Genomic DNA, 12,577 nt, shown 5'->3' on the forward strand with positions numbered 1-12,577 from the left:
TCAGCCGTGCAGTCCGCACTCGGTCTTGGAACGGCCCGCCCAGCGGCCGGCGCGGGCGTCCTCGCCCTCCAGCACGCGGCGGGTGCAGGGCGCGCAGCCCACGGAGGCATAGCCGTCCGTCAGCAGCGGGTTGGTGAGGACTCCGTGCTCGTCGACGTACGTTTGCACATCTTCCTGTGACCACTTGGCGATGGGGGATACCTTCACCTTCCGCCGCTTCTCGTCCCAGCCGACGACGGGGGTGTTCGCGCGGGTCTCGGACTCGTCGCGGCGCAGGCCGGTCGCCCAGGCCTGGTAACCCTTCAGACCCTCCTCCAGCGGCTTGACCTTGCGCAGCGCGCAGCACAGGTCGGGGTCGCGGTCGTGCAGCCTCGGGCCGTACTCGGCGTCCTGCTCGGCGACCGTCTGCCGCGGGGTGAGCGTGATGACGTTGACGTCCATCACGGCCTCCACCGCGTCCCGGGTGCCGATGGTCTCCGGGAAGTGGTAGCCGGTGTCGAGGAACACCACGTCCACGCCGGGCAGGGCGCGGGAGGCCAGGTGGGCGACGACCGCGTCCTCCATCGAGGAGGTCACGCAGAAGCGGCTGCCGAACGTCTCGGCCGCCCACCGGAGGATGTCCAGCGCGGAGGCGTCCTCCAGCTCGCGGCCCGCCCGCTCGGCCAGCGCCTTGAGTTCCTCGGTCGTACGCTCTTCCTGAACCGCCGTCATATCGGTTCCCCTCCCGTGGAGTTGGGCTGAAGACCCCGGGCGAGGAGCCCGAGGAACTTCAACTGGAATGCGCGGTTGCACGCCCCGCATTCCCAGGCCCCGTGACCGTCCTCGTGCGGACGCAGGTCCTCGTCGCCGCAGTAGGGGCAGTAGAACGGCGCGGCGCGCTCGCTCATGACAGGGCCTCCTCGGTGGCGCGGGCCGCCCAGGTGGCGAAGCGCTCGCCGTCCTCGCGCTCGGCCTCGTAGCGCTTGAGTACGCGCTCCACGTAGTCCGGCAGCTCCTCCGCCGTGACCTTGAGTCCGCGCACCTTGCGGCCGAAGCCCGGCTCCAGTCCCAGGGCGCCGCCCAGGTGGACCTGGTAGCCCTCGACCTGCTCGCCTTCGGCGTTCAGGACCAGCTGGCCCTTGAGACCGATGTCCGCGGTCTGGATGCGGGCGCAGGCGTTGGGGCAGCCGTTGAGGTTGATGGTGAGGGGCTCGTCGAACTCCGGGAGCCGGCGCTCCAGCTCGTCGATCAGCGAGGCGCCGCGCGCCTTGGTCTCGACGATGGCGAGCTTGCAGAACTCGATGCCGGTGCAGGCCATGGTGCCGCGCCGGAAGGTGGAGGGCCGGGCGGTGAGGTCCAGCGCCTCCAGGGACTCCACCAGGGAGTCGACCTGCCCCTCCTCGATGTCGAGGACGATCATCTTCTGCTCGACCGTGGTGCGCACCCGGCCCGAGCCGTGCGCCTCCGCCAGGTCGGCGACCTTGGTGAGGATCGTGCCGTCGACGCGGCCGACGCGCGGGGCGAAGCCGACGTAGAAGCGGCCGTCCTTCTGCCGGTGCACGCCGATGTGGTCGCGCCAGCGGCTGGTCGGGTCGGCGGGCGCCGGGCCGTCGGTCAGCTTCCGCTTCAGGTACTCGTCCTCCAGCACCTGGCGGAACTTCTCCGGGCCCCAGTCGGCGACCAGGAACTTCAGGCGGGCGCGGTTGCGCAGCCGCCGGTAGCCGTAGTCGCGGAAGATGGAGATGACGCCCTCGTAGACGTCCGGCACGTCCTCGATCGGCACCCAGGCGTTCAGGCGCACGCCCAGCTTGGGGTTGGTGGACAGGCCGCCGCCGACCCACAGGTCGAAGCCCGGCCCGTGCTCGGGGTGCTCGACGCCGACGAAGGCCACGTCGTTGATCTCGTGGACCACGTCCAGCACCGGCGACCCGGAGATCGCGGTCTTGAACTTCCGCGGCAGGTTCGAGTACGCCGGGTTGTTCAGGACCCGGCGCTTCATCTCCTCCAGGGCCGGCGTGCCGTCGATGATCTCGTCCTCGGCGATGCCCGCGACCGGGGAGCCGATCATCACGCGGGGCGTGTCGCCGCAGGCGGTGACGGTGGACAGGCCGACGCCCTCCAGCCGGTTCCAGATCTCGGGGACGTCCTCGATCCGGATCCAGTGGTACTGGACGTTCTGCCGGTCGGTGAGGTCGGCGGTGCCGCGTGCGAACTCCTGCGAGATCTCGCCGATGACGCGCAGCTGCGCGGTGGTCAGCGCGCCGCCGTCGACGCGCACGCGCAGCATGAAGTAGCTGTCGTCCAGCTCCTCCGGCTCCAGGACGGCCGTCTTTCCGCCGTCGATGCCCTGCTTGCGCTGGGTGTACAGCCCCCACCAGCGCATGCGTCCGCGCAGGTCACTGGGGTCGATCGAGTCGAAACCACGCTTGGAGTAGATCGTCTCAATACGTGTCCGCACGTTGAGACCGTCGTCGTCCTTCTTCACCTGCTCGTTGCCGTTGAGCGGGGTGAAGTGACCGGCCGCCCACTGACCCTCGCCGCGGTGACGGCTCACCTTGCGGCGGGGGGTCGCGGCAGCAGGATTCGGCGGCGTGGCGGCCATGGATGACACGTCCTTCGGGGCAGGCGGAAATGCGGCTCTGACCTGCGCGTGTGCGCACGGGCATGAATGCGCGGCGTTGCGCGGGAATGAGGCGACTGCGGGGGATCCGGTGGTGCTGGAGGAAGCTCTCAGCGGCCCGGACAGATGGCGCTGGACATGCGGCCGAGGTCGACGTGCCGCCGACTCACCAAGGCAATTCCAGTTCCAGGCATGACGGAAGCCTGGCACGACGATCTGAACACCGTCCAGCTTTGTCCACGATGCAGACACCCTTGTCTCGTACAGCGAGACTAGGGTGTTGTGGGTCACATGGCCGTCGGCGCCCGCCGACGCCTGGTCAGGGCCGACGTACGGTCAGGCGGGGAACGCCCCGGGCCACGGTCCGGGAGTGGCGACGTCCGGTTCCTCCTCGACCTTGGTGTCGAAGAGGCGGAAGCCGCGGCGCTGGTAGTTGTCCATCGCGAACGCGCCGTCCTTGCTGCACGTGTGCAGCCACACCCGCTTGGTCGTGGCCAGGCCCGGCCAGCGGTCCGCCAGGTCCCAGGCGCGGGCGGTGCCGTACGAGAGCAGGTGACCACCGATGCGCCGGCCCCGGAAAGCCGGAATCAGGCCGAAGTACTCGATCTCCACCACCCCGTCGTCGCCGGACGACAGCTCCACGTACCCGGCGGGGGTGCCGCGGTCGTGAGCGACCCAGGTCTCCACCCCCGGCCGCTCCAGGTGCTCCCGCCACCGCGCGTGACTCCAGCCGAGCCGGTCCGTCCAGCGGATGTCCCCGCCGACGGAGGCGTACAGAAAACGGCTGAACTCGGGGGAGGGCACCTCGGAGCGGACGATCCGGACGTCCCCCTCCGGTGCGGCGGCCGGCAGCAGATCGGTCGGCGCCGTCTGCTCCAGGGACCAGGTGGTCACGGCGATGTGGGTCATGCCGGTCAGGGAACCATCCGCTCCGCGGATCTGTCATCTCCCGTCCGGTCCCCGGGGGCGGGCGTCAGTCGAGCGCGTCCTCGATCGACGTCAGCGGCACCGCGAACAGCATGCGGCCCGACTGGGACCAGACCTCACCGGTCGCCTCCCAGTACGACAGGGAGCCCGCCTGTCCGCTCCAGCACCGCTGCGAGCGGTCCGCCCCGCACTCCGCGGCCCGGGCCGCGTCCGCGTCCTGGCGCCACAGGGTCCCGCGCCCGTCGTCCCCGCCGGCCGCGCGGCCCAGGTACCAGTCGGCTCGCGTCGCGCCGGGCGGGCGGTGCGAGAGGACGCCGCCCACCTCGGCCGCCCCCGTCTCGTACGCCTCCACCGCGTCGACGTGTCCCGCGGAGTCGACGGCCGGCAGTCCGGCGCGGGCGGGATCGGCGCTGAACGCGTAGCGCCAGAGCCGGGTGGGGCGGTCGCCGTCGGCGGGTACCCGCTCGCTCGCCACCAGGCTGACCGGGGCCGTGCCGCGGTCCAGGGAGATCGCGGCGGGACGCGCCGCGCCGGAGGTGTCGGAGAGCCGGTACGAGGCGACGGCGGGCAGGACGTACGGGTGGCCGCCCGCCGCCCAGCCGCCGGGCACCCGGCCGACCGCGTCCGCGTCGGTGGTGGCGCGCTGGATCAGGTCCAGGTCGTACACGTACAGCGCCTCGCGACCACCGGCGCCGGTGGTGACCAGCAGTTTGTCCTGGTACCAGACCATGCCGGAGACGGGGGAGGCGAGCCCCCGGTAGTCGTGCCCGCGGTCGACCGGGACGGCGAGGAGGGCCGAGGTGTAGCCGAGCCGGTCGGGAGCGTCCGCGTCGACGAAGGAGACCCGGGCGAGGCCGCCCTCGGGCGTACCGTCGTCGCGGGTCCACGCGGAGAGGACCACGCGGTGGGCGCCCCAGCGGCCGTCCGCCTCGGCGTCCCCGGAGGTGGTGACCGCGCCCGGCCGCCAGCCCTCGGTGTCGGCCGGGTCCCAGCAGTAGGCCCGGGTGGCCGCGGGGAGGACCGGCAGCGCCTCCCGCTCACCGGTCGTGCAGTCGGCGGCGTCGCGCAGCGTGCGGTCGGCGGAGCCGAGGACGGTGGAGACGCCCACCGGTTCACCCATCGCGGCGGAGAGGCGGTCGAGCCAGGGGCGCGGTACCCGGTGCTCGGTCAGGCGCAGGGCGTCGGTCCGGGCGGCGGAGGTGAGGGGCTTGAGGGCGCCGGGGTCGTCGGCGACCGTGGCCTGCGAAGCGCTGATCATCGTGGCGGCGCCGGTCAGAGCGAGGGCCGCACCGGCCAGGGCCGCGCGCAGCGCCCGGCTCCGCCTGCGTCGGCGGTGTCTGCCGCGGTGCTTCATCAAACCTCCACAGGCACCGGACCAACTGGGCTCGACGGTGGTCGCGTTGACCGGGGAGCGGCTGGCGCGGTCCGTAGAGGATGCTACACAGACGGGCGGGTCCGCGGACGCGGACGCTGCAAATATGCGAAAACGTAGCGTCTCGGCGCCCGGTGCGGGCGTGCCCGGGCGTGCGGGACGCCCGGCGGGTCGGGCGCTCCGCCGGGCCCGAGGCGGGCGGTCAGGGCGCCGGACGTGCGGCCCGGTGCGCCGTCACCGTCGGAGCCGTGGAGTGGGGGAGGAGGTCACGGGGGTCGTCCGGGAGGACGAGTTCCACCTCCGCCGAGGCGCAGAAACGATACGGCCGGTGTTCCAGATAGGCCCCGAGGTACCTCCGCACCCGGGACATCTCGGCCCGCACCGTCACCGTGCGCGCCGGGTCGCCGAACAGGTCCTCGGCCAGCTCCGCGGCACTGCGGCCGCCGCGGTGGACGGCCAGCAGGTACAGCAGCTCCGCGTGCCGGGCGCTCAGTCCCCGCGTCCACGCCTGCGCGCCCCCCAGCACCCGGACCGAGCAGCGGCGCGGCTGCCCGAGGTCCAGCACCACCCGGACGCCCCCGCTCGGCACCGGCTCCTCGGCCGCCCGCACCAGCCAGCCCTCGCCCAGCGGCTCCACGGTGCACGCGCCGAGCGACGGCAGCCACCGCCGTCCCGCCACCGGGGGTCCGGGCAGCACCACCCGGTCCAGGTACGGCATCCCCGTCACCGCCGCCGTCCAGCCGTCCCGGTCCGTGACCAGGGCCCGGCCGTCGAGCCGGGCCAGCACCGGCGCCGCCACCGCCCGCAGCCGCTCCAGGGACCGCACGTGCAGCTCGCGCAACCGGGCCTCGGCGAGCTTGGCGACCGAGTCGACCCAGGCGAGCGTGGCCGGATGCATCGTCGTCAGCGGCCCGCTCACGTCGACCACGCCGAGCAGCCGGCCGCTGCGCGGATCGCTGATGGGCGCGCCGGCGCAGGTCCAGGTCGCCTGGGACCGCACGAAGTGCTCGGAGGCGAACACCTGGACGGGCCGCCGGGTGACCGCCGGCGTCCCCACACCGTTGGTCCCGACCACCTCTTCGCGCCAGTCCGCCCCGAGTTCGAAGCCCAGCCCGTCGGCCTTGCGCAGCACGGGCGCGCTGCCCTCCCGCCACAGCAGCCGGCCCTCGTCGTCGGCGACCACCATGATGTGCTGCGCGACGTCCGCGACGGACAGCAGGCCCTCGCGCAGGACCGGCAGCACGTGCCGCAGCGGCGAGGCCTCCCGCCGCCGCCGAACCTCGTCCAGGGGCAACAGCCCCGCGCGGAAGTCGTGCTCCGGGTCGACGCCGCTGCGCAGCATCCGCTCCCAGGACTGCTCGATCACCGGACGCGGCGCCACCGGGGCCCGTCCGCCCGAGAGTCGCGCGGAGCGGACCTCGCTGAGCATGCGCGCCGCGCGCGTCGTGTCGACGGCGGCGAGCCGCGTCACGTCCATCGGAGAGAGCGCCACTGGTCCCGTCCTCCCGGAAGCCGGATGTCCATCTGGTGGGGGCCGCCTGCCCGTGCCCCGTGGAACACGGTCCGCACACGGCCGGAGGCGAGTTGCAACCCCCTGCAACCCTGGTGGACCGTCCGACCGGTGTCCAAACTGGAGTCACGCCGCCCCGTGCGGCGTACGCGGCCCGAACGGGCTCGTGTGGTGGGGGTGGTGCCGTGTCGGCGCAGCACCACCCCCGCGCCACACGGGCGCGATCAGGCCACCGGGCGGGCCCGCTCCACGACCGACGCCAGATCGAGCGTCGGCGGCAGCGTGCCGAAGGCCATGCCCCCGTCGCCGCCCAGCCGGGCCGCGCAGAACGCGTCGGCGACCTCGGGCGGCGCGTACCTCACCAGCAGCGAGCCCTGGAGCACCAGCGCCAGCCGCTCCACCAGCCGCCGCGCCCGCCCCTCGGCGGCCCCCAGATCGGCCAGTTCCGTCAGCAGCCCCCTGATCGCCGCGTCCAGGCGGTGGTCGGCGCCGCGCGCCAGGCCCACCTCCGTCAGGTAGGCGTCCATCGCCAGCGGTTCCCGTCCGATCGCCCTGAGCACGTCCAGCGCCTGTACGTTGCCGGCGCCCTCCCAGATCGAGTTCAGCGGCGACTCGCGCACCAGCCGGGGCAACCCGGACTCCTCGACGTACCCGTTGCCGCCCAGGCACTCGGCGGCCTCCACCACCACCGGCGCGCAGCGCTTGGTCACCCAGTACTTGGCGACCGGCACCGCAAGCCGCAGCAGCGCCCGCTCCCGCTCGTCACCGCCCTCGGCCGCGTCCTGGGCCGCCGCCAGCCGCACCGCCAGCGTGGTCGCCGCCTCCGACTCGACCGCGAGGTCCGCGAGGACGTTGCGCATGAGCGGCTGGTCGACGAGCCTCGCGCCGAACGCCTCCCGGTACGTGCAGTGGTGCACCGCCTCGGCGACGGCCCGCCGCATCAGTCCCGCCGACCCCAGCACGCAGTCCAGCCGGGTCGCCGCCACCATGCCGATGATGGTGCGCACCCCGCGCCCCTCCTCGCCGACCCGGCGCGCCCAGGTCCCCGCGAACTCCACCTCGGCGGAGGCGTTGGACCGGTTGCCCAGCTTGTCCTTCAGCCGCTGGATCAGGAACACGTTGCGGGTCCCGTCCGGCAGGACGCGGGGCACCAGGAAGCAGGTCAGCCCTCCCGGGGCCTGCGCCAGCACCAGGAAGCCGTCCGACATCGGCGCCGAGCAGAACCACTTGTGCCCGGTCAGCTCGTACGTGCCGTCCTCGGCCAGCGGGCGGGCGGCGGTGGTGCCCGCCCGGACGTCGCTGCCGCCCTGCTTCTCCGTCATGGCCATCCCGAACAGGACCCCGGCCTTCAGCGGGGCGGGCCGCAGCTCCCGGTCGTACACCCGGGAGGTCAGCCGCGGCTCCCACTCCGCGGCCAGCTCCGCGTCGGCGCGCAGGGCCGGCACGGCCGCGTGGGTCATCGACAGGGGACAGCAGCTGCCGGCCTCCACCTGGCTCCACATCAGGAACCCGGCGGCGCGCGTCACCTGCCCGCCCGGCCGGGACCAGGCCGCGGTCAGGCCCGCCGCGACGCCCTTGCCGAGCAGCCGGTGCCACGCCGGGTGGAAGTCGACCTCGTCGACGCGGTGGCCGTAGCGGTCGTGGGTGCGCAGTCTCGGGGGGTTCTCGTCGGCCTGTACACCCCACTCCCGGCTCTGCAGGGACCCGCAACTGCGGCCCAGGCCCGACAGCTCGGCCCGGGCCTCCTCGCGCAGCTCCGGTGCCAGGTGCCGCCCGACCGCCGCCGTCAGCACCCGGTCGGTGGTGAAGACGTCGTGGCCGACCAGCGGCGGGGCCTGATTCGTCACGGTGTGGGTACTGCCTGCCATGACCGTGAACCTACCGTGCCGGCGACCGGCGCGGAGGCGGCACCGGCCGACGGGCGTCCGCGGATGAGTGCGGCCCCCCGCTGCGGATACCTTTAGGGCGTGCAGCCAGCAAGTGAATCCCCCGAACGGCCCTCCGGCCGGCTCCATCGCGCCCGGGTCCTGTACCGGAACGTCTCCAAACGCAGGACCGCCTGGCTGCTCCTCAAGGACACCGTCAACTCGGGCATGGAGTACCGCATCCTCGGCCTGGCCGCCGAGGCCGCGTTCTTCACCCTGCTGTCGGTGCCTCCCCTGCTGCTGAGCGTCCTCGGGCTGATCGGCTACGTCGACCTGTGGATCGGCGCCGACACCACCGAGAGCCTGCGCACCAACATCCTGGACGCCTCCCGCGCGGTGCTCTCCGAGCGGGGCGTCCAGCAGATCACCGAGCCGATCCTGGACGATGTGACCAAGGGCGGCCGGCCCGACGTCATCTCCATCGGATTCCTGTTCGCCCTGTGGTCGGGCTCCCGCGCGGTGAACGTCTTCATCGACACCATCACCGTGATGTACGGCCTCGACGGCGTCCGGGGGATCGTCAAGACCCGCCTCATGGCCTTCCTGCTGTTCCTGGTGGCCCTGCTGATCGGGTCGGTCGCGCTGCCGCTGATGGTGGCCGGACCCGACGCCGTGGTCCGGATCGTGCCGTGGTCGACGACGGTCGTCCAGGTGCTGTACTGGCCGGTCGTCATCATCCTGTCCGTCGCCTTCCTGACCACGCTCTACCACGTCTCCGTGCCCGTGCGCTCCCCGTGGATCGAGGACGTGCCCGGCGCGCTGGTGGCCCTCGCGATGTGGGTGCTCGGCAGTTTCCTGCTGCGCATCTACCTCACCAGCACCGTCGAGGGACCCACCATCTACGGTTCGCTCGCGGCGCCCGTCGCCGTCCTGCTGTGGATCGGCGTGTCGGCGTTCGCGGTGCTGGTCGGGGCCGCGGTCAACGCGGCCATCGACCGGGTGTGGCCCGCCGCCGCCACCGCGGCCGCCCGCGAGGCCAACGAGCGGCTGCGGCAGGCCCAGATCGCCGAGTACGTGGCCCGGGCCGCCGCGACCGGCGAGGCGGACCCCGACATGCCCTCAGAGTTCCCGGAACGCTGGTCCCGCTTCCTGCCGCCCGAGGACGTCACGGCCCGCCTGCGGACCCACGTGAAGAACCACCCGCCCGTGAACCACGACAAGCCGGAGGCCTCCTGACCGGCCGAGGCCGTCCCTAGCCGCGGCCGGACGCCCCCGGCTCCCACGTCCCGGCGGCCACCCCCTCGCGCACGAAGTCGCCGAAGTCCCTCGGCGCGCGGCCCAGCACCTGCCGCACCCCGTCCGACAACCGGGCGTTGCGGCCGTCGAGCAGCGTGCCGAACAGCTCCACCAGGAACGCCGCCTCCTGCGTCGGCACCCCGAAGCCGACCAGGTTCCCGCCGTACTCCCGGGCCGCGACGGCCCGGTACGACAGCGCGCGACCCGTCCCCTTCGCGATCTCCGCGACCGCCTCCGCGAAGGTCAGCAGCCGGGGCCCCGACACCTCCAGCACCCGCCCGGCGTACCGGTCGCCGGACACCAGCGCCGCCACCACCACGTCGGCCACGTCCCGCAGGTCCACGAACGGCTCCCGGGCCGCGTCACCGGCCGGGAACACCAGCTCCCCGCTCCCGCGCAGCTCCTCCGCCAGTGGACCCTCGCCGAAGTTCTGCGCGAACCAGGCGGCCCGCACGACCGTCCACCGCGTGCCCGCCCCGGCCAGCGCCGCCTCGGCTGGCCGCGCCTGCTCCTCGCCCCGCGCCGACAGCAGCACCAGCCGCCGTACGCCGAGCGCCGCCGCCTCCCGCGCGAGGGCCCCGACCGTCTGCGCGGCGCCGGGGGCGCCGACGTCGGTGGGGTGGACCACGAAGGCCGCGTCGGCGCCGCGCAGGGTGCCGGCCCAGGTCGACCGGTCCCACCAGTCGAACCCGGTCGCCCGCGACGCGGCCCGCACCGTCAGCCCGGCCGCCCGTCCCGCCTCGGCCACCCGGCTGCCGGCCCGCCCGGACGCCCCCGTCACGACGACCGTCATGTCCCCTTGTGCACTCGTCCTCGTCATGGCACCAGTCAACGGCCGGGCGCCCCGCGTTCCCCTCACCGAACGGCTCGCCGGCATACGCGTGCGTCTACGCTGTGACGCCATGGACGCACTCGCCGGCCTGCTGGAGGGACCCCGCGCCCGGGGCGCGTTCATGATCCGCGCCTGCTTCGACCCGCCGTGGGCCGTACGCGTCGAGGACCGGGCACCGCTGACGGTGATGCTGATGGTCCGCGGCGACGCCTGGATCGTGCCGGACACGGGGGAGCGGCTGCGGTTGCGCGCGGGCGACCTCGCCATCGCCCGCGGTCCCGACCCGTACACCTGCGCCGACGACCCCGGCACCCCGCCGCAGGCGGTGATCCTGCCGGGCGGCGCGTGCAGCCGCCCCGACGGCCGCCCCCTCAACGGCTCGATGGACCTCGGCGTGCGCACCTGGGGCGACCGGGCCGACGGCGACGCCGTGCTGCTGATCGGCACGTACCTGGTGCGCGGCGAGATCGGCGGCAGGCTGCTGGACGCCCTGCCCCCGCTGCTGTCCCTCACCTCCGACCAGTGGGACTGCCCGCTGACGCCCCTGCTGACGACGGAGGTCACCCGGGACGAACCGGGCCAGGAGGTCGTCCTGGACCGGCTCCTCGACCTGCTGGTCATCGCCGCGCTGCGGGCCTGGCTCGCCGGGCCCGAGGCCGAGCCGCCCGCCTGGTACCGGGCGCTGGGCGACCCGGTCACGGGCCGGGCGCTGCGGCTGCTCCAGGACGACCCGGCGCACCCCTGGACGGTGGCGTCGCTCGCCGCGAAGACCGGCGTCTCCCGCGCCGCGCTCGCCCGGCGCTTCACCGACCTGGTGGGCGAACCCCCGATGGCCTACCTCACCGGCTGGCGCCTCGCGCTCGCCGCCGACCGGCTGCGCGACACCGACGACACCCTCGGCGCGATCGCCCGGCGGGTCGGCTACGGCAGCGCCTTCGCCCTGTCCACGGCGTTCAAACGGGTGTACGGCGTCAGCCCGCAGGAGTACCGGACACCGGCGTAGCCTGGCAGGCGTGTACGCGGAACGGGCGTCCCGGCTGACCGGCGCGGTGGTGTGGACCCACACCCCGGACGCGCCAGGCACCGGACGTGTCCTGCCCGACGGCTGCATGGACCTGCTCTGGCATGACGGCCGGCTGCTGGTCGCGGGACCCGACACCCGCGCCCACGTCGCCGACGGCGCCGCCGGCCCCTGGGCGGGTGTCCGCTTCGCCCCCGGTACCGCCCCCGCCCTGCTCGGCGTCCCCGCCCACGAACTGCGCGACCGGCGGGTGGAGCTGACCGACCTCTGGCCCACCGCCCGGGCCCGTCACCTGGCCGCCCGGGTGAACGCGGCCCCCGACCCGGCGAGCGGCCTGGAGGAGGCGGCGCTGTCCCGGGCGGCCGGCACCGGGCCTCCCGACCCGCTGCTGCACCGGATCGTGGCCGCCCTCCAAGCGGGCCGTCCGGTCGCCGCGACCGCCGACGAGCTGGGTGTGGGGCCCCGCCAGTTGCACCGGCGTTCTCTGGCCGCCTTCGGCTACGGGCCCAAGACCCTGGCCCGCGTGCTGCGGCTCCAGCGTGGCCTCGCCCTGGCCCGCGAGGGCGTGCCGCTCGCCGAGACGGCCGTCCGGGCCGGCTACGCCGACCAGGCGCATCTGGCGCGGGACGTCAGGGAGTTGACGGGCCTGCCGCCGGGGCGGCTACTCGGCCGGGGCGGGTAGCGGCGCGAACAGGTCGACGCCGTGGCCGTCCGGGTCGTTCAGTACGGCGTACCGCTGGCCCCAGGGGGCGTCCCAGGGCCCGCGTTCGCCGTGGCAGCCGGCGTCGGTCAGCTCCGCGTAGAGCGCGTCGACCTCGGCGGGGGTGTCGCACAGCAGGGCGAGCGAGTGCCGCCCGCCACCGGCCGGCGGCTGCCAGCCGGGCATGAAGGAACGGACGGACGCCTCCGTGTCGAGCAGCAGCCGGGTGCCGCCCGGCAGTCCGGCCTCGGCGTGGGGCTGGTCCCCGGCGTCCTCGGGGAACGCGAAACCGAGCCGGCGGTAGAAGGCCACGGAGGCGGCCATGTCGGAGACGATGATGCTGAGGGCGTCGAAACGTGCGGTCATGGGGCCACCGTAGGCGGGGCGCGCGGGGCCGGTCTTGAAGGAATCGGACACGCGTCCGTCGGCCGACGAAGGCGCCGCGGTGTCGGCTG

Annotated in this window: 13 protein-coding genes; 3 read left to right on the forward strand and 10 right to left on the reverse strand. The window is 74.2% G+C overall.

What is annotated here, in order from left to right:
• The 8 genes from ACZ6EG_RS11785 to ACZ6EG_RS11820 all read right to left on the reverse strand — a co-directional run bounded on the left by ACZ6EG_RS11785 (position 1) and on the right by ACZ6EG_RS11820 (position 8,276).
• Positions 1–711 carry a phosphoadenylyl-sulfate reductase gene (locus ACZ6EG_RS11785; protein ID WP_356607431.1) on the reverse strand — a complete coding sequence of 237 codons (711 nt, stop codon included), beginning with the start codon at positions 709–711 and terminating at the stop codon, positions 1–3.
• The gene (locus tag ACZ6EG_RS11790; protein WP_391968595.1) at positions 708–887 is read right to left on the reverse strand and encodes a hypothetical protein; all 180 of its coding nucleotides are present in this window, start codon (positions 885–887) and stop codon (positions 708–710) included. Before ACZ6EG_RS11790 ends, ACZ6EG_RS11785 begins: the two co-directional genes overlap by 4 nt.
• On the reverse strand, positions 884–2,581 hold the full coding sequence (gene sirA / locus ACZ6EG_RS11795) for a sulfite reductase SirA (RefSeq protein ID WP_391968594.1): 1,698 nt from the start codon (positions 2,579–2,581) through the stop codon (positions 884–886). Before sirA ends, ACZ6EG_RS11790 begins: the two co-directional genes overlap by 4 nt.
• 128 nt (positions 2,582–2,709) lie before the next feature.
• Complete coding sequence (locus ACZ6EG_RS11800) at positions 2,710–2,793, reverse strand: putative leader peptide (RefSeq protein ID WP_309475039.1); 84 nt, start codon at positions 2,791–2,793, stop codon at positions 2,710–2,712.
• A 142-nt stretch (positions 2,794–2,935) separates the two neighbouring features.
• Complete coding sequence (locus tag ACZ6EG_RS11805) at positions 2,936–3,508, reverse strand: GNAT family N-acetyltransferase (protein WP_383639055.1); 573 nt, start codon at positions 3,506–3,508, stop codon at positions 2,936–2,938.
• Between the two features lie 64 nt (positions 3,509–3,572).
• Positions 3,573–4,880 carry a hypothetical protein gene (locus tag ACZ6EG_RS11810; RefSeq protein WP_469603807.1) on the reverse strand — a complete coding sequence of 436 codons (1,308 nt, stop codon included), beginning with the start codon at positions 4,878–4,880 and terminating at the stop codon, positions 3,573–3,575.
• Between the two features lie 220 nt (positions 4,881–5,100).
• Positions 5,101–6,390, reverse strand: a complete 1,290-nt coding sequence (locus ACZ6EG_RS11815) for a helix-turn-helix domain-containing protein (RefSeq protein ID WP_391968591.1) — start codon at positions 6,388–6,390, stop codon at positions 5,101–5,103.
• 242 nt (positions 6,391–6,632) lie between these two features.
• Positions 6,633–8,276: an acyl-CoA dehydrogenase family protein gene (locus tag ACZ6EG_RS11820; protein WP_469603810.1), complete on the reverse strand. Its 1,644-nt coding sequence runs from the start codon at positions 8,274–8,276 to the stop codon at positions 6,633–6,635.
• Between the two features lie 99 nt (positions 8,277–8,375).
• Between ACZ6EG_RS11820 and ACZ6EG_RS11825 the strand changes: the two genes are divergently transcribed.
• The gene (locus ACZ6EG_RS11825) at positions 8,376–9,509 is read left to right on the forward strand and encodes a YihY/virulence factor BrkB family protein (RefSeq protein WP_458428069.1); all 1,134 of its coding nucleotides are present in this window, start codon (positions 8,376–8,378) and stop codon (positions 9,507–9,509) included.
• Between the two features lie 16 nt (positions 9,510–9,525).
• Here ACZ6EG_RS11825 and ACZ6EG_RS11830 read toward each other — a convergent pair whose 3' ends face one another.
• Positions 9,526–10,389 (reverse strand): Rossmann-fold NAD(P)-binding domain-containing protein, encoded by an 864-nt coding sequence (locus ACZ6EG_RS11830; RefSeq protein ID WP_469603814.1) that lies wholly within the window; start codon positions 10,387–10,389, stop codon positions 9,526–9,528.
• An 82-nt stretch (positions 10,390–10,471) separates the two neighbouring features.
• Here ACZ6EG_RS11830 and ACZ6EG_RS11835 point away from each other — a divergent pair, with 82 nt between their 5' ends.
• Positions 10,472–11,404, forward strand: a complete 933-nt coding sequence (locus ACZ6EG_RS11835; protein WP_469603817.1) for an AraC family transcriptional regulator — start codon at positions 10,472–10,474, stop codon at positions 11,402–11,404.
• Between the two features lie 10 nt (positions 11,405–11,414).
• On the forward strand, positions 11,415–12,104 hold the full coding sequence (locus tag ACZ6EG_RS11840; protein WP_391968586.1) for a helix-turn-helix domain-containing protein: 690 nt from the start codon (positions 11,415–11,417) through the stop codon (positions 12,102–12,104).
• Here the strand turns inward: ACZ6EG_RS11840 and ACZ6EG_RS11845 are convergent.
• Positions 12,084–12,488 carry a VOC family protein gene (locus tag ACZ6EG_RS11845; RefSeq protein ID WP_391968585.1) on the reverse strand — a complete coding sequence of 135 codons (405 nt, stop codon included), beginning with the start codon at positions 12,486–12,488 and terminating at the stop codon, positions 12,084–12,086. The two genes, ACZ6EG_RS11840 and ACZ6EG_RS11845, sit on opposite strands and share 21 nt — an antisense overlap.
• Positions 12,489–12,577 lie beyond the last annotated feature (89 nt).

The organism is Streptomyces sp. NPDC041968 (assembly GCF_055589025.1).

Coding starts and splice junctions, on each gene's coding strand:
- ACZ6EG_RS11800 (WP_309475039.1), bottom strand. CDS start 2,793: ATGCCTGGAACTGGAATTGCCTTGGTGAGTCGGCGGCACGTCGACCTC.
- ACZ6EG_RS11810 (WP_469603807.1), bottom strand. CDS start 4,880: ATGAAGCACCGCGGCAGACACCGCCGACGCAGGCGGAGCCGGGCGCTG.
- ACZ6EG_RS11785 (WP_356607431.1), bottom strand. CDS start 711: ATGACGGCGGTTCAGGAAGAGCGTACGACCGAGGAACTCAAGGCGCTG.
- ACZ6EG_RS11820 (WP_469603810.1), bottom strand. CDS start 8,276: ATGGCAGGCAGTACCCACACCGTGACGAATCAGGCCCCGCCGCTGGTC.
- sirA (WP_391968594.1), bottom strand. CDS start 2,581: ATGGCCGCCACGCCGCCGAATCCTGCTGCCGCGACCCCCCGCCGCAAG.
- ACZ6EG_RS11845 (WP_391968585.1), bottom strand. CDS start 12,488: ATGACCGCACGTTTCGACGCCCTCAGCATCATCGTCTCCGACATGGCC.
- ACZ6EG_RS11830 (WP_469603814.1), bottom strand. CDS start 10,389: ATGACGAGGACGAGTGCACAAGGGGACATGACGGTCGTCGTGACGGGG.
- ACZ6EG_RS11835 (WP_469603817.1), top strand. CDS start 10,472: ATGGACGCACTCGCCGGCCTGCTGGAGGGACCCCGCGCCCGGGGCGCG.
- ACZ6EG_RS11790 (WP_391968595.1), bottom strand. CDS start 887: ATGAGCGAGCGCGCCGCGCCGTTCTACTGCCCCTACTGCGGCGACGAG.
- ACZ6EG_RS11805 (WP_383639055.1), bottom strand. CDS start 3,508: ATGACCCACATCGCCGTGACCACCTGGTCCCTGGAGCAGACGGCGCCG.